At 46.8% G+C, this 18014-nt stretch carries 19 protein-coding genes; 6 read left to right on the forward strand and 13 right to left on the reverse strand.

Going from position 1 to position 18014, the window contains the following annotated elements; translation table 11 throughout:
• Positions 1-143 precede the first annotated feature (143 nt).
• The 5 genes from ACQRBJ_RS01600 to rpmH form a co-directional block, all read right to left on the reverse strand.
• Positions 144-1292 carry a 1-acyl-sn-glycerol-3-phosphate acyltransferase gene (locus ACQRBJ_RS01600; protein ID WP_445302698.1) on the reverse strand — a complete coding sequence of 383 codons (1149 nt, stop codon included), beginning with the start codon at positions 1290-1292 and terminating at the stop codon, positions 144-146.
• A 165-nt stretch (positions 1293-1457) separates the two neighbouring features.
• The gene (locus ACQRBJ_RS01605; protein WP_264950905.1) at positions 1458-2453 is read right to left on the reverse strand and encodes a D-alanine--D-alanine ligase; all 996 of its coding nucleotides are present in this window, start codon (positions 2451-2453) and stop codon (positions 1458-1460) included.
• 5 nt (positions 2454-2458) lie between these two features.
• Positions 2459-3520: an RluA family pseudouridine synthase gene (locus ACQRBJ_RS01610; RefSeq protein WP_294969332.1), complete on the reverse strand. Its 1062-nt coding sequence runs from the start codon at positions 3518-3520 to the stop codon at positions 2459-2461.
• A gap of 151 nt (positions 3521-3671) precedes the next feature.
• Positions 3672-4394 (reverse strand): PASTA domain-containing protein, encoded by a 723-nt coding sequence (locus ACQRBJ_RS01615; RefSeq protein ID WP_295345941.1) that lies wholly within the window; start codon positions 4392-4394, stop codon positions 3672-3674.
• A gap of 161 nt (positions 4395-4555) precedes the next feature.
• Positions 4556-4711 (reverse strand): 50S ribosomal protein L34, encoded by a 156-nt coding sequence (rpmH, locus tag ACQRBJ_RS01620; RefSeq protein WP_004351099.1) that lies wholly within the window; start codon positions 4709-4711, stop codon positions 4556-4558.
• Positions 4712-4932: 221 nt separating this feature from the next.
• Here rpmH and efp point away from each other — a divergent pair, with 221 nt between their 5' ends.
• The 5 genes from efp to ACQRBJ_RS01645 all read left to right on the forward strand — a co-directional run bounded on the left by efp (position 4933) and on the right by ACQRBJ_RS01645 (position 8598).
• Positions 4933-5499, forward strand: coding sequence for an elongation factor P (gene efp, locus ACQRBJ_RS01625; protein WP_294969307.1), 567 nt, complete (start codon positions 4933-4935; stop codon positions 5497-5499).
• Positions 5500-5562: 63 nt separating this feature from the next.
• Positions 5563-6621, forward strand: coding sequence for a glycosyltransferase (locus ACQRBJ_RS01630; protein WP_445302699.1), 1059 nt, complete (start codon positions 5563-5565; stop codon positions 6619-6621).
• Positions 6622-6629: 8 nt separating this feature from the next.
• Positions 6630-7319 (forward strand): RadC family protein, encoded by a 690-nt coding sequence (gene radC, locus ACQRBJ_RS01635; RefSeq protein ID WP_294969314.1) that lies wholly within the window; start codon positions 6630-6632, stop codon positions 7317-7319.
• A gap of 132 nt (positions 7320-7451) precedes the next feature.
• Positions 7452-7772, forward strand: a complete 321-nt coding sequence (locus ACQRBJ_RS01640) for a metal-sulfur cluster assembly factor (protein WP_153122355.1) — start codon at positions 7452-7454, stop codon at positions 7770-7772.
• Positions 7773-7833: 61 nt separating this feature from the next.
• The gene (locus ACQRBJ_RS01645; RefSeq protein ID WP_294699038.1) at positions 7834-8598 is read left to right on the forward strand and encodes a UDP-2,3-diacylglucosamine diphosphatase; all 765 of its coding nucleotides are present in this window, start codon (positions 7834-7836) and stop codon (positions 8596-8598) included.
• 93 nt (positions 8599-8691) lie between these two features.
• Here ACQRBJ_RS01645 and ACQRBJ_RS01650 read toward each other — a convergent pair whose 3' ends face one another.
• The 6 genes from ACQRBJ_RS01650 to ACQRBJ_RS01675 all read right to left on the reverse strand — a co-directional run bounded on the left by ACQRBJ_RS01650 (position 8692) and on the right by ACQRBJ_RS01675 (position 14676).
• Positions 8692-9738, reverse strand: coding sequence for a sugar kinase (locus ACQRBJ_RS01650; protein WP_295345965.1), 1047 nt, complete (start codon positions 9736-9738; stop codon positions 8692-8694).
• A gap of 91 nt (positions 9739-9829) precedes the next feature.
• Positions 9830-11032 carry an acetate kinase gene (locus ACQRBJ_RS01655; RefSeq protein ID WP_294969318.1) on the reverse strand — a complete coding sequence of 401 codons (1203 nt, stop codon included), beginning with the start codon at positions 11030-11032 and terminating at the stop codon, positions 9830-9832.
• A 46-nt stretch (positions 11033-11078) separates the two neighbouring features.
• Positions 11079-12125, reverse strand: a complete 1047-nt coding sequence (gene pta / locus ACQRBJ_RS01660) for a phosphate acetyltransferase (protein WP_294969320.1) — start codon at positions 12123-12125, stop codon at positions 11079-11081.
• Between the two features lie 300 nt (positions 12126-12425).
• Positions 12426-13196, reverse strand: a complete 771-nt coding sequence (gene cdaA, locus ACQRBJ_RS01665; RefSeq protein WP_294969323.1) for a diadenylate cyclase CdaA — start codon at positions 13194-13196, stop codon at positions 12426-12428.
• Complete coding sequence (gene folP / locus ACQRBJ_RS01670) at positions 13193-14038, reverse strand: dihydropteroate synthase (RefSeq protein ID WP_441932576.1); 846 nt, start codon at positions 14036-14038, stop codon at positions 13193-13195. Before folP ends, cdaA begins: the two co-directional genes overlap by 4 nt.
• 347 nt (positions 14039-14385) lie before the next feature.
• On the reverse strand, positions 14386-14676 hold the full coding sequence (locus ACQRBJ_RS01675; RefSeq protein ID WP_445302700.1) for a hypothetical protein: 291 nt from the start codon (positions 14674-14676) through the stop codon (positions 14386-14388).
• A 73-nt stretch (positions 14677-14749) separates the two neighbouring features.
• Between ACQRBJ_RS01675 and ACQRBJ_RS01680 the strand changes: the two genes are divergently transcribed.
• Positions 14750-16051, forward strand: coding sequence for a UDP-N-acetylmuramoyl-tripeptide--D-alanyl-D-alanine ligase (locus ACQRBJ_RS01680; RefSeq protein ID WP_445302701.1), 1302 nt, complete (start codon positions 14750-14752; stop codon positions 16049-16051).
• 189 nt (positions 16052-16240) lie between these two features.
• Here the strand turns inward: ACQRBJ_RS01680 and pdxT are convergent, their stop codons facing one another.
• Both pdxT and pdxS read right to left on the reverse strand, forming a co-directional pair.
• Positions 16241-16810, reverse strand: a complete 570-nt coding sequence (gene pdxT / locus ACQRBJ_RS01685; RefSeq protein ID WP_445302702.1) for a pyridoxal 5'-phosphate synthase glutaminase subunit PdxT — start codon at positions 16808-16810, stop codon at positions 16241-16243.
• Between the two features lie 141 nt (positions 16811-16951).
• Positions 16952-17827: a pyridoxal 5'-phosphate synthase lyase subunit PdxS gene (gene pdxS, locus ACQRBJ_RS01690; protein ID WP_117587530.1), complete on the reverse strand. Its 876-nt coding sequence runs from the start codon at positions 17825-17827 to the stop codon at positions 16952-16954.
• Between the last annotated feature and the right edge of the window lie 187 nt (positions 17828-18014).

The following is an 18014-nucleotide window of genomic DNA, read 5'->3' on the forward strand; positions in this document are numbered from 1 at the left end:
AGGATATTTTTTTTAAGAAATAACGATAAACACGAAAGGTTTGTTAACCTTCAGTGTTTATCGTACACTTAACATTTTAGCAGTTTTTGTGGTACATTTTCGCATAAAGAGCAAAAAAGTATCACCCTATTTGATTCTTCTCGTTACTTTGTAGCAAGAAAATTGCGAACCGGGTTGGCATACATCGTTAAAATCTTCTCTTTCAAGAAGGCTTCATCCTTGTTTGGAAGCTGAATCTTTGCTAACTGTCCTGCGATATATTTCTCGAATCGTGCCTTGTCTTCTGCAGTATATTCCGCTACATGTGCCTCGGTATTCTCCAAAAGATCAAGTGCCACATAATTGCCTGGATAGAGGCGATAGTTGCTATGAACCTCATGGTCGATATGCGAAGCGATGGTAGTGAAGAGTTCCTGCTTCGGCATCTCCGGGTCGAGGGAATCAAGATATTCGTCTAGGCATGGGGCTGCATGATAATGTACATGTCCCTTATAACCGAAGATACCGGTCTGCATGCTAACGAGATCATCCATAGGTCCCTTCTTCCAGCCTTCCACATCACGCTTGAGCTGATACTCCTGAGCTTTGAGAAAATCGCAAGGATCATACTCATAGCTGATAGACAGCGGAACGAGATGAAGCTGCTTCAGGCGGTCGATAACGCTGCCTTCTCCGCCCATCGCCATCATCTGCAGGATGCTCTTCTGTGTGCGGTCGTCGCTATCCTTGGCTCTACCCTCTCGCTGGGCAATCCAGATATTCTCGTTCTTCTCCTTGATGGCGAAGTGCATATAGTCGGAAAGACGCTTGCTCGACATCAGCATCTGGCGCATGCTCAAGGCACGTTCCACGATAAAAGCCTTGTTGACACGTACCAGGTCCTTGACCCAAGGAAGAGACAGGAGATTATCTCCGATGGCTATCTCGCAGGTGGTCTTGAAGCCATTGTCGATAAGCATTACATCGAGGATGGCTGAATCGAGCACGATGTCGCGGTGGTTGCTGATGAAGGAATAGTTGCGGGTATTATCGATGGCAGCGCAATCCATCTCACAACCCGTTGCTGCCTTCTTCAGGATGCCATGAACAAAATCGTAGGCGAAAGCTTTCTGGAACTCCAGATTGGTCTTGCAGGCCTTCAACTTCTGGGCAATCATCTCGAAAGGAACTTGTGGATAGAGATAAGCAAGTACTTGCTTGAACTGATCGTTTGAAAGCAAACGGTCGAACACCTCAGGAAGGTCTTCCGGTTCCCAAGGTCGAATGGTATCAAATTCTTGAGGGATCTTCATAACTTTATGGTTTTATGGGAAGTTACAGAAGTAAAGAGAAGTTATCACTCCCTATGGTCGTTTGGGAAGTTAAGGGACAAATGCTTTTTCCCAAACCAATAGGTTTCACAACTATTGTCCCTTAACTTCTATAAATTCCCTTAACTTCTATAAATTCCCCAATTATTAGAACTGATTCTCCACAATGTCGCTGAGCACATCCTTGATGTCAAGGCCTGCAGCGCGGACCTGCTGAGGAATGAAACTGGTAACGGTCATTCCTGGAGTGGTATTGATCTCCAGCATATTCACCTTGTCCTTACCGTCCTTATCCTTAGAGATGATGTAGTCGATACGGATGATACCGTTGGCATGGAGGATATCGTAGATGCGGGATGTGGTCTTTGCCACCTCTTCAGCAGTCTCAGGAGAGAGACGGGCTGGAGTGATTTCCTGTACCTGACCGTTATACTTAGCATCGTAATCGAAGAACTCATTGCTGGTTACCACCTCGGTAGCTGGCAAGACAACGGTCTTCTCTGCTGTCTTGTAAATACCCTGGGAAATCTCGGTACCATCGAGGAAGCCTTCAATCATTACCTCGTTGCTCTCCATGAATGCCACACGGAGGGCTGGAGCCAACTGGTCGGCATTCTTCACCTTGCTCACACCGAAGCTACTGCCGTCAGCAGCTGGTTTTACGAAGCAAGGCATACCGATGCGCTCGGCAATCTCGTCCTCATCATACTGTTCACCACGACGGAGCAAGATACTGTCAGCCACGTTCACGCCAAAACCACGCAGGTAGTTGTTGAGCACATACTTGTCGAAGGTCATTGCCTCTACCAGCACACCACTTGTAGAGTATGGCAGGTGGATAAGGTCGAAGTATCCCTGCATCACACCATTCTCACCAGGCTGTCCGTGGATGGTAATATAAGCATAATCGAAGTATACATGCTTGCCATCCTTTACGAAAGAAAAGTCGTTCTTATCGATTTCGGCAGTCTCGCCATTATCGAAAGCCACGTGCCAGTCGGTACCCTTTACATCGACCAGGTAAATATTGTATCGCTCTTTGTCGAAGAATGAGTACAACCCCTGACCTGAGCGCAATGAAACGTCGTGCTCAGAAGAATCACCACCGCATACGATGGCTATCGTTCTCTTGCTATTTTCCATAATTACTAAATATTTTTGAATGTATCTTTTGTGGTGCCAGCGATGAAGCCGCGCCACTTTTCTATTAATTGTCTAAAATCTTCCGGCCACTCACTGTCAAAGTCCATCTGCGCCTTTGTTGTAGGATGAACAAAACCGAGGGTCTTGGCATGGAGTGCCTGACGTGGACAGAGTTTGAAGCAATTCTGGATGAATGCCTTGTAACCGCTGCTGCGCTGACCTCTCAGAATCTCAGCACCTCCATAAGTCTCGTCCATAAAGAGTGGATGACCTATCTGCTTCATGTGGGCACGGATCTGATGGGTACGACCCGTTTCCAGGATGCACTGCACCAAGGTGGTATAGCCGAAACGCTCCAACACCATATAATGAGTAACCGCACTCTTGCCGATACCGCTATCCGGGTCGAAGACCTTCATGCGGAGACGGTTCTTCGGGTCACGTCCGATATTACCCTCGATGCGTCCCTCATCTTCTACGATGTTTCCCCATACCAGGGCGTTGTAGCTGCGATGGGTAGTCTTGTTGAAGAACTGCTTGCCCAATGCCGTCTTGGCAGTAGGTGTCTTGGCAACAACGAGCAATCCGCTGGTATCCTTGTCAATGCGATGCACCAATCCCACTTCCGGGTCGTTGGCATCAAACTCCGGCATATCTCTCAGATGCCAGGCTACTGCCTGAATCAAGGTACCATGGAAGTTGCCGGCTCCCGGATGAACCACCATTCCTGCCTCTTTGTTCACCACCATCAACTGGTCGTCTTCATATACCACATTGATGTCGATTTCCTCCGGCTTGATACTGGTCTCATGACGGGGACGGTCGAGCATCAGCGTAACGATGTCGTTCGGACGCACCTTGTAATTACTCTTCACCGGTTTGCCGTTTACATGGATAAAACCAGCATCGGCAGCCTGCTGAATGCGGTTGCGGCTCTGGTAAGCCATCTTGTCAGCCAGATACTTGTCGATGCGGACAGGATCCTGATTGGCGTCCACCTGCACCTTCCAGTGCTCATAGAGATCATCGCCTCCTTCGCCAGCCGGCACAGCTCCACCTTCCTCCATCTGGAGTTCGCCATCCAGTTCATCGACATCTCCCGCATCATCAAAACCGAAGTCTTCCTCTACAGGAGCATATACCTTATTATATATATAATTCAGAATTTCCACTCTTAATTATCAATTATTCATTATTAATTATTCATTCTCACTACTCCTACTCCACAACCTCATTCTGCTGCTGTTCGTGTGTCGGTTCAACAGGTTCAGTACCAGGAACCACCTCGAAATTATCCGTCTCGGTTTCTCCGGTACCCTCCCCTTCAATGACATCCTTTTCACTATGCGAGATAGGATCAACGATATCAAAAGAATCGGAAGCATCGCGTCGGCCGTTACCCACCTGGATAATCAAGGTATCATCAATAGACACCTTGTCGCCAGCCACCACATGCCTTCCTTTCACGAGGATACCGTATACCCAATCCTCTTCACCCGGAATATATTCAGGCGAGCCCAGCTTGAATCCCATAGCCGTCAGCTTTGCCATTGCTTCACGCAGGGAGCAGTTGTCGATGATATCAGGAACGGTGATGCGTGGAGAATGATCGGAATTGATGGTCACATAGATGACATGCCCCGACTTTACCAATTCTCCGAATATAGGCGTCTGCTCCAGGATGCAGTCAGCAGGCAGGGAACGTACATATCCCGTATCCGTAACCACAATCTGCAATCCGGCATCATCCAGGATGCGGGTAGCATCCTCAATTTTCTTGTATCTGATATCAGGTACCCTGATGGCTTCACCGTGATGGGTATAGATATCGATGCCAAACTTGACACCGACACAGAGCAAAACAAAGACCAGGAACATGGCTATGAGATTGCCCCAAAGATACTTACTCTTAAACTTATTTATAAACTCAGATAAAGTCATTCTTACTTTTTGGGTGCAAAGATAGGAATAATCGAAGACAATACAAAATAAAACACAAAGTTTTTGCGCATCACAAGTGCATAAAAAAACAAAAAGCAGCAAAGAATCTCTCTTTGCTGCTTTTAATGTCATCGTCGTCCGACGAATTTTCCTACAGGAAATTACTTTCCGTGGTGCTCGTCAGATACAGTTAACTTCTTACGGCCATGAGCACGGCGAGAAGCCAATACGCGACGACCATTCTTTGTTGCCATACGCTCGCGGAAACCATGCTTGTTCACGCGACGACGATTGTGAGGCTGAAATGTTCTTTTCATTTTTCTTATTTATTTTTTAATTAATATTCTTCACAAAAGAGCAAAATACGCCCTTTTTGGGCTGCAAAATTACGCATATTTTCTGAAATAACCAAGAAAACTACCAAATTTAGCTTAAATATTTATGTTTTTTTCGATTTTCCCTTTGTTTTTTCATGTTTTTGCCGTAACTTTGCACCCGATTTTGAGATTATTATAATAACATTCAAGATAAACAAGAAATGATTAATTCACAGGAAATTAAGATTGGTACTTGCATCCGCATGGATGGCAAAGTATGGGTTTGCATCGACTTTCAGCACAGAAAGCCAGGTAAAGGTAACACCGTAATGAACACTAAATTGAAGAATGTTGCCGATGGTCGTGTATTGGAGCGTACATTCCAGGTAGGTTTCAAGTTGGAGGATGTTCGCGTTGAGCGCCGTCCTTACCAGTACCTCTACGAGGATGCTACTGGCTGTATCTTCATGAACCAGGAGACTTTCGAGCAGGTGCCTATCGCTAAGGAGAACGTTACTGGCGGTCAGTACATGAAGGAGGGTGACGTTGTTGAGGTGGTTACTGATACAACTGATGGTACTATCCTCTTGGCAGAAATGCCTGTAAAGACAACTTTGAAGATTACTCACTCTGAGCCAGGTGTAAAGGGTAACACTGCTACCAACGCTACCAAGCCAGCTACTCTCGAGACTGGTGCTGAGGTTCGTGTTCCTTTGTTCGTTAACGAGGGCGAGACTATCCAGGTTGACACTCGTGACGGTAGCTACCTCGGTCGTGTAAGCGAGTAATCTGTTTCTGATTCAAAAGATTACGCTCTCATCGAGCAAACTTAACCCTTAATAGTAAGAAGAATGAAATATTCCATCATAGTACCTGTTTTCAATCGTCCGGACGAAGTGGACGAACTCTTGGAAAGTCTAACCCATCAAACGGAGAAGGACTTCGAGGTAGTCATCGTAGAGGATGGCTCACAGACTCCTTGCGAGGATGTGTGCAACCGGTACGAAAACCTGATGGATATACATTATTACTATAAGGAGAACTCTGGTCCGGGCCAGAGTCGCAACTATGGTGCCGAGCGTGCCAAGGGCGAGTATCTCCTGATACTCGACAGCGACGTGGTCTTGCCAGAGGGTTATCTGAAGGCTGTAAGTGATGAGTTGAGCCGCGAACCTGCCGATGCTTTCGGCGGTCCCGACAAGGCGCACTCATCATTTACAGATACTCAGAAAGCCATTTCTTATACCATGACTTCTTTCTTTACCACCGGTGGTATCCGTGGCGGAAAGAAGAAGATGGATAAGTTCTACCCTCGTTCATTCAACATGGGCATCCGCAGGGATGTTTATCTCAAGTTGAATGGCTTTTCTAACATGCGTTTTGGTGAGGACATCGATTTCTCTATCCGTATCTTCAAGGCAGGCTACCGTTGCCGTCTGTTCCCTGAAGCATGGGTATGGCATAAGCGCCGCACCGACTTCCGCAAATTCTGGCGACAGGTTTACAACAGCGGTATCGCCCGCATCAACCTTTACAAGAAGTATCCAGAGAGTCTCAAGCTCGTACATCTCCTGCCGATGGTCTTCACCGTGGGCGTGATAGGTACTCTCCTGCTGCTCTTCTTCGGATTTCTGCCGTATACGTTGGGCACCGTCCACGTATTCCCTACCCTGGGCAATGCACTGGCTGCATTGGGCTGCATCGGTCTGCTGGGCATCATTCTCTATATCATTGCGCTGTTCATTGACAGCAGCAGGGAGAATCACAGCGTGAAGATTGGCTTGTTGAGCATCCGTGCCGCCTTCACCCAACTGATGGGTTACGGCTGCGGATTCCTTTCTGCCTGGTGGAAGAGATGCCTGCTCGGACAGAGCGAATTCAGCGCATACAACAAGACTTTCTATAAATAGATTACACTATGAGTGAGAAGCTTTCTATTTCGCAATGGGCAGAGGAAGACAAACCTCGTGAAAAACTGGAGCGACTAGGAGCATCAGCACTATCCAATGCCGAACTGCTAGCCATATTAATAGGTTCCGGCTCAAGAGACGAGAGTGCAGTAGATCTGATGAAACACATCATGAAAGACTGCGACAACAATCTCAATACTCTCGGCAAGATGACCATCAAGGAACTCACCCACTACAAAGGAATGGGACCCGCCAAGGCTATCACCATCCTTGCAGCCTGTGAGCTAGGGAAGCGTCGTGCCCTTGACAAAATAGGAAGTCGCCCGGATTTGGGTTCTTCCCTTGCCATCTACAACTACATGCTTCCCAAGATGCAGGATCTTGATACCGAAGAAGCATGGGTATTGATGATGAACCAGAACTTCAAACTCATCAAAGCAACCTGTATCTCTCATGGCGGCATCACCGAAACTGCCGTAGACATCCGATTGCTCATCAAGGAAGCCGTACTCAACAATGCCACCATCATCGCCTTCTGTCACAATCATCCTAGTCACAGTCCATTACCCAGCAAGGCTGACGACCAGCTCACCCTACAGATAAAGAAGGCGTGCGAAATCATGCGTCTCTTCTTTATGGACCATGTCATCATCACCGATGGCGCCTTTTATTCCTATCACGACAAAGGAAAGTTGTAAAAGCCAAAGTTCCATATTCATCATAAATTCAAGAATTTTTCATGTCTTTGTGCACAAACAAGAAAAATAAATCACCATTTGTTTTGCATTGTCTATAATTATTGTTACCTTTGCAGAAAACAATATAAAATTATGACACAAGAAGAAAAGACAAAGATAGAAGAAAGAATCGTTGATGTTCTCAAAACCGTTTACGACCCAGAGATTCCCGTAAACATCTGGGACCTCGGTATGATTTACAAGATTGACGTAAAGGACGATGCCACTGTAGAGCTGGACATGACCTTTACAGCCCCATCCTGCCCTGCTGCCGACTTTATCCTGGAGGATGTACGCAGCAAGGTAGATAGCGTGGAAGGCGTGAAATCAGCCAATGTAAACCTCGTTTTCGAACCAGCTTGGGACCAGAGCATGATGAGCGAAGAAGCCCGCGTAGAACTCGGCTTTGAATAAAGACAAAGCCGTTGAATTCTTCACTCTTCATCCTTCACTCTTCACTTAAAAAGAACCGCTTATGAAAAATGTATATTTCCTCTCAGATGCGCATCTTGGCTCATTAGCCATTCCGCATGCCCGCATGCAGGAGCGCCGTCTCGTCCGCTTCCTTGACAGTATCAAGAACAAGGCCGCTGCCATCTATCTGCTGGGCGACATGTTTGATTTCTGGAACGAATACAAGAATGTAGTTCCAAAAGGATACACCCGTTTCCTGGGAAAAATCTCAGAGTTGACCGATATGGGAGTGGAAGTACATTTCTTCACCGGTAACCACGACTTATGGACTTATGGCTATCTGGAAGAAGAGTGCGGCATGATTGTGCACTATAAGCCACAGACCGTTGAGATTTACGACAAGGTATTTTTCCTTGCCCATGGCGACGGATTGGGCGACCCAGACAAGAAGTTCAAGCTTCTAAAAGCAATGTTCCACAACCACACCTGCCAGCGCCTTCTGAATGCCATCCATCCTCGCTGGGGACTGGCGCTGGGATTGAACTGGGCGAAGCACAGCCGACTGAAGCGTGCCGATGGCAAGGAAGAGCCTTATATGGGCGAAAAGAAGGAATTTCTGGTACGCTTTGCCAAACAGTATATGCAAAGCCATAAGGATGTAGATTACTTCATGTTCGGTCATCGCCACATCGAACTGGACCTGATGCTGAGCAAGAAGACCCGCCTGATGATTCTGGGTGACTGGATATGGCAGTTCACCTATGCCGTGTTTGATGGCGAACACATGTTTATGGAAGAATATGTGGAAGGCGAAAGCCAACCGTAAAAGCAAAAAACAAGAACAAAACAAACGATAATAATAAAGGGCAGCCCAAACAGGTTGCCCTTTATTATTGGCAAGTACTCTTATTACTTATTCTTAACGCTGGATTCTTCCTCCCGAAGAAGTCATGTTCGAGATGATTTCCTCTTCACTTACCAGGTTCTGATCGCCCGGAATCGTATTCTTGATGGCACTAGCCGACAGCGAGAAATCCAGGCAATACTGGTTCTTGTCGCCCCACTTCTGATGTGCGTGAATATAGGCAGCAATAAAGGCATCACCTACACCCATCGGGTCAACAATCGGCTCAATATCATAGATTCTTGTAGTATAGAGCTGATCTTCCACAGCATCATAGAGCAAGCCGCTCAAGGTATGATGACTGCTGGCAATCTGATTTCTTACTGCCATCACCATCTTCTTGCACTTAGGGAAGAGATGGTGCATCTTGCGGAAATACTCCTGATAAGCCTCCTTGTCAATCTCATAGTCTGCATCCAAAGCCTCAAAAGGAATATGAGGCACACCACTGGCTATTTCCCACTCGTTCTGGTCACCGAAGATGATGTCGCTATACTGCATCATCTGGAATAGCACATCATGAGGCTCCAGACCATATCCCCAGAGATTCTTGCGATAGTTGATGTCGCAGGCAATGGTCAGGCCATCGGCTACAGCCAGCTTGATGGCATCCATCGTAGATTCCATTGCATCACGACTGATAGCACAGGTGATGCCCGAACAATGGAACACGGCAGCATCCGCCAACACCTGATTCCATTTCACCATACCCCGCTTCAAGGTATAAAAAGAAGAATTCTTGCGGTCATAGACCACACGAGAATTGCGCATCGCCACAGCTTCCTCGAAATAATAAGTTCCGAGACGGTCGCCACCATGCACCACATGAGAAACATTCAGACCATACTCCCTGAGGTGCATCAATGCTGCCTCACCCATCTCACCGTATGGCACACGGGTAACATACTCGACATTATCACCCAAATAAGCCAAAGAAATAGCTGCATTTGCCTCACTGCCACCATAGTTGCCAAACATACGATGCCCCTGGAATAAACGTTGATAACCGGGCTTAGAAATTCTAAGCAATATTTCTCCGAAAGTTACAATCTTTGTTTTCATCATTCTCAAAAATCTCAAAAAATTAAAAAGGTGAAGACCTATCACATTTGTTTTAGTCTTCACCTTATTATATTATATCTTTGTGCTGGATTTACTTCTTAGCAACCAACTCCATTGTATCGCGAGCGATAACGATCTCCTCGTCGGTAGGAACTACTACAACCTTCACCTTACTGTCGTCAGTAGAGATGATAGCTTCCTCACCACGAACCTTGTCATTCACTTCCTTGTTGATCTTGATGCCAAGATACTCCAGGTTCTTGCAAGCTTCCTCGCGGAGGTCGGTCTGGTTCTCACCAACACCAGCAGTAAATACGATTGCGTCAACGCCACCCATAGCTGCTGTGTAAGCACCAATGTACTTCTTGATGCGATACTCGTACATACGGAGAGCCAGCTGAGCCTTCTCGTTACCCTCGTTGGCAGCGTTCTCGATGTCGCGCATATCAGAAGAAATACCTGTAATACCGAGCACACCACTCTTCTTGTTCAGGAAGTCAGCCATCTCCTGTGGCTTCATGTTCAACTTCTCCATCAAGTAGGTAACGGCAGAAGCATCGATGTCACCACAACGTGAACCCATCATCAAACCAGCCAATGGAGTCAAGCCCATTGAGGTATCCAATACCTTACCGTTCAATACTGCAGCTACAGAGCCACCGTTACCGATGTGGCAAGTGATGATCTTAGAGTTGTTCTGGTCGAGACCGAGAATCTCGCAAACACGCTTAGAAACATAGCGGTGAGATGTTCCGTGGAAGCCATAACGGCGTACGTGATACTTCTCGTACAACTCGTAAGGAATAGCATAGAGGTAAGCGTAGTCTGGCATTGTGCTGTGGAACGCGTTGTCGAATACGCAAACCTGAGGAGTGCCAGGCATCAAAGAGTCAACGGCACGGATACCCTTCAGGTGACCTGCGTTGTGAACAGGAGCGAGGTCGCAAAGTTCCTCGATACCATCCTCTACGCTCTTGTCAACGATAACACTCTCGTTGAACTTGTCACCACCCTGTACGACACGGTGTCCTACAGCATCTATTTCTTTCAAATCCTTGATAGCGCCGATTTCCGGGTCGAGCAAGCACTTGAACACGAAGTTCACACCTTCCTTATGGTCAGGCATGTCGTGCATGATCTGCTTCTTCTCGCCGTTAGGCAATTTCACCTTGATGAAAGCGTTATCAAGACCGATACGCTCTACACCACCCTGTGCCAATACAGACTCATCGTCCATATTATATAACTTGTACTTGATAGATGAACTACCGCAGTTCAGAACCAATATTTTCATAATGTTACTTTTTGTAATGTTATTGATTGAATAAAGTTAGTCTCAATTACGCCTTCTTAGCATCCTGTGCCTGGCAAGCTGTGATGGCTACCATGTAGTAGATGTCATCAACAGAGCAACCACGAGAGAGGTCGTTTACAGGACGGGCAATACCCTGGAGGATAGGACCGATAGCGATGGCACCACCCAAACGCTGAACGAGCTTGTAGCCGATGTTACCAACCTCGAGGTTAGGAACTACCAAAACGTTAGCCTTACCAGCTACGTCAGAACCTGGAGCCTTCTTGGCAGCAACCTCAGGAACGAGGGCTGCATCTGCCTGAAGTTCACCATCGAGATGAAGCTCTGGGAACTTCTCCTTAGCAATAGCTACGGCATCCTTTACCTTGTCAATAATATAAACGCTCTTGCCAGTCTCCTTGTTGATAGCATCCTTAGCGCTACCCTTTGTAGAGAAGCTCAACATGGCTACAATAGGCTCTGCGACACCTGCTACAGAGTGAGCAGTCTGAGCTGTTGTGTAAGCAATCTGAGCAAGCTGATCAGCTGTAGGGTTTGGAGTTACAGCAACGTCACCCATTACCACTACGCCATCCTGACCATACTGCTTCTGGTCTGAGATGAGCAACATAGCACCACTTACGCAAGTGATACCTGGAGTACACTTGATAATCTGAAGAGCTGGACGAAGTGTGTCGCCAGTTGTGCTCAAAGCACCAGAAATCTGACCGTCTGCACCCTCAGTTTTGATAATCATACAACCGAGGTAGAGGTTGTTCTTTGTAACGAGTTCACGAGCCTGTTCTACGGTCATGCCCTTCTTCTTGCGAAGTTCTGCGAGCTTCTCTGCATACTCCTCAGTCTTAGGGTTGTTTTGTGGATCAACGATAGTAGCCTTGTCGATGTTGTTAAGACCCCACTGTGCAGCGAGATTCTTAATGTTGGCAGGGTTACCGATGAGGATGATGTCTGCGAGATCATCAGCCAAAACTTTATCGGCTGCTTTCAATGTACGCTCCTCTTCTGCTTCAGGGAGCACGATGCGCTGCTTGTCAGCTTTAGCGCGAGCTACGATTTGCTGTAATAAATCCATTTTACTTTATTGTTTTATATATTTTTGTTGTCTCCAAAGTAAGTTTGTCAAAGTGTAAAGCCTCTTCGCATAGATTTTAGCTTTTTGCCACATCGACTTTGCAAAAGTACATATTTATTTTGAAATAATACCTACTAAAATGTGTAAAAAAAGCTAAAATGGTAGATAATAATCATCGTAAAGGTTTACGTTCCAAGAAAAGTGAAGAACGAAGAGTGAAAAAGGAAGAATTTAAGAGTGAAAAGAGAAGAACGAAAGCACATGAATTCTTCACTCTTCGTTCTTCACTCTTCACTTAACTTATAGCATTTCCTGGGTGAGGATGCTTTCCAGTTCCTCTGCCGAGAGTCGGAGTTTGAACTCTCCCTTGATGGCAACGCTGATTCGTCCCGTCTCTTCCGAAACGATGACGGCGATGGCATCACTGCTCTGCGAGATACCCAAGGCTGCACGGTGACGGAGTCCCAGTTCCTTCGGGATATCGAGATTATGGCTCACCGGTAAGATACAACCGGCAGCCATGATTCGCTTGTTGCTTACCACCATGGCACCATCATGCAGAGGCGAGTTCTTGAAGAAGATGTTCTCTATCAGACGCTGATTGATTTTTGCATCTATCTCTTCGCCCGTATCCATGATATCTTTCAAAGGTACACCCCGTTCGATGACGATGAGCGCCCCCACGTATTTCTTCGCCATACTCATGCACGCCATTACGATAGGGATGATAGTCGCCTTGTTAGCCTCCTTCTGGCTCTCCTTGCTGGAGTGGAAGAAGCGAACCAGCCGGCGCATACCTTTCTGGGAACCTATCTCATAAAGGAATCTACGGATATCCTCCTGAAAAATGACGATGAGAGCGATGACTCCCACGCTCACCAGTTTATCCAGGATAGAACCCAGCAGGCGCATTTCCAGTATCTGACTCACAAAGAGCCAGATAAGAACGAAGAGCATGATGCCCACGAAGATGTTGAGTGAGCGGGATTCCTTCATCAGGCGATAGACGTAGAATAGCAGAGAGGCTACCAACAGGATATCGATGACGTCTTTAATTCCAAATTCTATCATGTGCGTCCCTCCTTCATTGCTTCTACAATCTTGATTGCCTCAGCTGCTTCCTTCACATCGTGAACTCTGAGGATGCTGGCGCCCTTCATCAGGGCGATGGTGTCGAGAACGGAAGTTCCATTGAGCGATGTCGTAGCATCTCCACCCAGCAGCTTGTATATCATACTCTTGCGGGAGATGCCTACCAGAACCGGAAGTTCCATCACGTTCAACTTCTCCATCTCGTTATAGATCTGATAATTCTGGATGAGATTCTTGCCGAAGCCGAAGCCTGGGTCGAGGATGATGTCCTTGGCTCCCAGGTCGCGCAACTGCTGCACCTCTCTGGCAAAGCCCTTCATCATCGTTTCGAGCGTAGGCTGCACCGACATTAATATATAAGGTACTTTCAGTTCGCCCACCACCCGGAACATTTCAGGATATTCCTCCTGTCTCTGCTCCAGCGGCACATTGGCGATGCCTGTGATTCCACCTTCTGATACATCGTTGATGATGTCAGCTCCCCACTCCTCGATACACTTGCGTGCCAAGGTTGGGCGATAGGTATCTACGGAGACGGCAGCATCCGGTTGCTCCCTGCGAACGATGTCGAGAGCGAACTTCAGTCGTCTTCCCTCCTCCTCTTCCGATACTTCATCGGCACCGGGACGCGTGGAGAAAGCGCCCACATCAATGATGCTTCCACCTTCTTCTATAATCTGATTAGCTCTCTGAGCTATCTCCATTTCTGTCTGTTTTCTACTGCCAGAGTAGAAACTGTCGGGCGTAACGTTCAGGATGCCCATCACCTGAGGGGTACTCAAATTCATCAAGCGCCCCTTAATATTGATCGTATATTCCATCGGATTATAACTCTTTAAGCCATTTTTCGCCTGGTTTGGTGTAAGTCCAGGCGATAAAACTTAGGCCAAAAATTGAGCAAACTAAAAAGAACAATGCCAAATAGCTCATAATACTACAATTCTTTAAGCCACTTTTTCCCTGGCTTTGTGTAAGTCCAGGCAAGAAAGCATCCACTTATGATTGTTCCAACCACAAAGAAAAACAATAGTCCATTGTAAACTTCCATAACTTAATATTTTACAAATCTTTCAACCATTTCTCGCCTGGTTTTGTATATAACCAAGCTAAAAAACTTCCACCGACGATACAGCAAATCAGAAAAAATAATGCTAAATAACTCATATAATCAATATTTTAAAATTTTATTAGCTATACCTGCAAAAACAGCTGTAGCCAAAACACCAAAAATTAACACAGAGACATCACCGACCGTAGCTTCACCTTTCAGCAACGGCAAGAAACCTCCAACCCCAGTCCCCGTAAAAGTCAACTGGGATAAACTGAAGAAATAGCCACCAAGCTTTTCTTTCCTCACTTTCACTTTTTCTCTTTCATCTCTGATACCCATTCCGCCCTCACTTTCTAAAGATTCATCGAATATTTCTGCAAAAATAGAAAGAATATTCGAGATTACCATCATTTTTTGGGAAAATTGTTTGTTATGTCCACAATTTAGATTACTTTTGCACTCAAAATAACAGTTATAGACTATGGATATTTCAGAACTCTATCAGATTTACCAAGCGCACCCAGTGATTACCACTGATAGCCGCGACTGCCCAGAGGACAGTATCTTCCTGGCTTTGAAGGGCGCATCGTTTGATGGCAACAAGTTTGCCGACATGGCTTTGGAGAAAGGCTGTGCCTATGTGATTGTAGATGAAAAAGAGTATGCCAAGGAGGGCGACGAGCGCTACATCCTCGTAGAGGACTGCCTCACCACCTTCAAGGAACTAGCCCGTGAACATCGCCGCCACTTCGATATTCCAGTAGTAGGAATCACCGGCACCAACGGCAAGACCACTACCAAGGAACTCGTCTCTGCCGTTCTCGGCGAGAAGTTCAACGTGATGTTCACCCAAGGTAACTTCAATAATGATGTAGGCGTACCAAAGACCCTCTTCCGTCTCTCTCCGGAAAACGAGATTGCCGTTGTAGAAATGGGTGCTTCCCATCCTGATGACATCCGGAAGCTCGTGGAATACGTGGAACCAACCTGCGGTATGATTACCAATGTGGGCCGTGCCCATCTGCAGGGATTCGGAAGCTTCGAAGGCGTGAAGAAGACCAAGGGAGAGCTCTATGATTACCTCGCAGCCAACGATGCCCTCGTCTTCATCAATGCAGATAACGAGCATCTGATGCAGATGGCTGAGCAGCGCAACATCAACCGCCTCATCACCTACGGCAAGGACGAAAACTGCGATGTATGGGGAGAAGTCATCTCCTGCGCTCCATTCCTGAAGTTCCGCTGGCGCACCGAGAGTTTCGACTGGCATGAGGTTCAGACTCATCTCATCGGCTCCTACAATATCGACAACATGCTTGCCGCCATCACCATCGGTCTTCATTTCGACGTGAAGCCTCAGCAGATAGATCATGCTCTGGAGAACTACATCCCAAGCAACAACCGTTCGCAGCTGGAAGAGACGGCACACAATAAGCTGGTGGTAGATGCCTACAATGCCAACCCATCAAGTATGGCTGCCGCCATCGAGAACTTCCGCGTGATGGATGTACCTCACAAGATGGCGATTCTCGGGCAGATGGGCGAACTCGGCGAAGTGAGCCACGAGGAGCACCAGAAGGTAGTAGACCAGTTGCAGGCAGCCGGTCTGGAGAATGTATGGCTGGTAGGCGATGAGTTCAAGGATATTCCATGCAGCTACCGCAAGTTCCAGAATGTAGAGGAAGTGAAGGAAGCGCTCAAGGCGAACCAGCCTCACGACCATTACATCCTCATCAAGGGCAGTAACAGCGTGAAGCTCTTCCAGCTTCCGGAGTTGTTATAAGAAATTTGAATGCACCCTGAAAAATTGATTTCAAGGATATAAAGAAGAACAAAAAAGTATCTTAGGATACTTGCTCATGTATCTTAAGATACTTGGCAATGTATCCTAAGATACTTTGCTATGTAGCTTCATGTGCCCATGAAGCCTATTCCATCGGTCAACGAAGTAAGTTCCAATATAGGATGAAGCCTACTTGCTGCACATCCCCAGAAAATACTTATGAATTTCAAGACTTTTGTTCAATTCCGGATGGAAGGCGGTAACGAGCTGGTTACCCTGGCGGGCAGCCACAATCTTGCCATCTACCTCCGCCAGAACCTCAGCATCTCCCCACACCTCTTTAATATAAGGAGCACGGATGAAAGTCATTGGGATATTTCCCTCGATGCCCTTCATCGGAGCCTCGATGTAGAAACTGCCCAACTGGCGACCGTAGGCATTTCTCAAAGCCGTGATGTCCATCGAAGCAATGCGCTGACTAGGCTCGCCCTCAATCTTCTTGGCAAGAAGAATCAAACCGGCACAGGTACCATAAACTGGCAAGCCGGCAGCAATCGCCTCCTTCACAGGCTCCATCAAACCCAATTCATTCAAGAGTTTCGCCTGGGTGGTACTCTCACCGCCCGGAATAATCAAGCCATCCTTAGGCTGGTTCCAATCCTTCAACTGGCGAACCTCAAAACTATCCACGCCCAACTGAGCCAACTTCTGTCTGTGCTCAGCAAAAGCGCCTTGTAAAGCTAATACTGCTATTCTCATATAACAAATTATCTCATAAGAAGAAGTCAAGGAGTCAAGGAGTTAAGGAGTTAAGACAACAGTATTCTTTTACTGAGTTTCTGCCAATAAGCATTTGTCTTAACTCCTTTAACTTCTCAACTCCTTAACTTCCCAATATCCTTACTTACCTCTTTCAGCCATGAGGAGCGCAATCTCCTGCTCGTTGATACCAACCATCGCCTCACCGAGATCCTCGCTCAACTCAGCCAGCATCTTAGGGTCGTTGTAGTTGGTAACAGCCTTCACGATAGCCTGTGCACGCTTAGCAGGGTTACCGCTCTTGAAGATACCAGAACCTACGAATACACCCTCGGCACCGAGCTGCATCATCAGGGCAGCATCAGCTGGAGTAGCCACACCACCGGCAGCGAAGTTAACCACTGGCAACTTGCCGTTCTCGTGAACATACTTCACCAGGTCGTAAGGAGCCTGCAACTGCTTGGCTGCCTCGTAAAGTTCATCCTCGCTCATAGAAACCAGGCGACGGATTTCGCTCTGCATCATACGCATGTGGGTAACAGCCTGAACCACATCACCTGTTCCTGGCTCACCCTTGGTACGGATCATGGTAGCACCCTCAGCAATACGGCGGAGCGCCTCACCCAGATTCTTGGCACCACAAACGAACGGTACGTCAAACTGAGTCTTATCGATGTGATAAACATTATCTGCTGGAGAGAGCACCTCGCTCTCGTCAATATAGTCGATTTCGATAGCCTGAAGAATCTGAGCCTCAGCGAAGTGACCGATGCGGCACTTAGCCATTACAGGGATAGAAACAGCCTCCTGAATACCCTTGATCATCTTAGGGTCGCTCATACGAGAAACACCACCTGCTGCACGGATATCAGCTGGAATACGTTCCAAAGCCATTACTGCACATGCACCTGCTGCCTCTGCGATTCTTGCCTGTTCTGGAGTTGTTACGTCCATGATCACACCACCCTTGAGCATCTGAGCCAAGTTGCGGTTCAATTCTTGTCTATTTTCTGCCATAATTCTTTTAATTTTATCTATTTACGGCTGCAAAGGAAACACTTTTCGGAGAAACAGCAGAAAAATGTTCCAAATTCTGCAAACATTGAGTCATTTTGTATAAAGGATGATTCGCAAAAGTATAAGCCATATTCCGAAATATACAAAGCTCTACACAGATGGTGCTGCTAAGATAAACCGACAGGAA

Source organism: Prevotella sp. SGI.167 (genome assembly GCF_050313615.1).
Taxonomy (GTDB): Bacteria; Bacteroidota; Bacteroidia; order Bacteroidales; family Bacteroidaceae; genus Prevotella.

Coding starts and splice junctions, on each gene's coding strand:
- ACQRBJ_RS01640 (WP_153122355.1), top strand. CDS start 7,452: ATGACACAAGAAGAAAAGACAAAGATAGAAGAAAGAATCGTTGATGTT.
- ACQRBJ_RS01680 (WP_445302701.1), top strand. CDS start 14,750: ATGGATATTTCAGAACTCTATCAGATTTACCAAGCGCACCCAGTGATT.
- rpmH (WP_004351099.1), bottom strand. CDS start 4,711: ATGAAAAGAACATTTCAGCCTCACAATCGTCGTCGCGTGAACAAGCAT.
- radC (WP_294969314.1), top strand. CDS start 6,630: ATGAGTGAGAAGCTTTCTATTTCGCAATGGGCAGAGGAAGACAAACCT.
- ACQRBJ_RS01615 (WP_295345941.1), bottom strand. CDS start 4,394: ATGACTTTATCTGAGTTTATAAATAAGTTTAAGAGTAAGTATCTTTGG.
- folP (WP_441932576.1), bottom strand. CDS start 14,038: ATGGAATATACGATCAATATTAAGGGGCGCTTGATGAATTTGAGTACC.
- pta (WP_294969320.1), bottom strand. CDS start 12,125: ATGGATTTATTACAGCAAATCGTAGCTCGCGCTAAAGCTGACAAGCAG.
- ACQRBJ_RS01610 (WP_294969332.1), bottom strand. CDS start 3,520: ATGGAGGAAGGTGGAGCTGTGCCGGCTGGCGAAGGAGGCGATGATCTC.
- ACQRBJ_RS01645 (WP_294699038.1), top strand. CDS start 7,834: ATGAAAAATGTATATTTCCTCTCAGATGCGCATCTTGGCTCATTAGCC.
- ACQRBJ_RS01655 (WP_294969318.1), bottom strand. CDS start 11,032: ATGAAAATATTGGTTCTGAACTGCGGTAGTTCATCTATCAAGTACAAG.
- ACQRBJ_RS01605 (WP_264950905.1), bottom strand. CDS start 2,453: ATGGAAAATAGCAAGAGAACGATAGCCATCGTATGCGGTGGTGATTCT.
- ACQRBJ_RS01675 (WP_445302700.1), bottom strand. CDS start 14,676: ATGGTAATCTCGAATATTCTTTCTATTTTTGCAGAAATATTCGATGAA.
- ACQRBJ_RS01650 (WP_295345965.1), bottom strand. CDS start 9,738: ATGAAAACAAAGATTGTAACTTTCGGAGAAATATTGCTTAGAATTTCT.
- pdxT (WP_445302702.1), bottom strand. CDS start 16,810: ATGAGAATAGCAGTATTAGCTTTACAAGGCGCTTTTGCTGAGCACAGA.
- efp (WP_294969307.1), top strand. CDS start 4,933: ATGATTAATTCACAGGAAATTAAGATTGGTACTTGCATCCGCATGGAT.
- pdxS (WP_117587530.1), bottom strand. CDS start 17,827: ATGGCAGAAAATAGACAAGAATTGAACCGCAACTTGGCTCAGATGCTC.
- ACQRBJ_RS01630 (WP_445302699.1), top strand. CDS start 5,563: ATGAAATATTCCATCATAGTACCTGTTTTCAATCGTCCGGACGAAGTG.
- cdaA (WP_294969323.1), bottom strand. CDS start 13,196: ATGATAGAATTTGGAATTAAAGACGTCATCGATATCCTGTTGGTAGCC.
- ACQRBJ_RS01600 (WP_445302698.1), bottom strand. CDS start 1,292: ATGAAGATCCCTCAAGAATTTGATACCATTCGACCTTGGGAACCGGAA.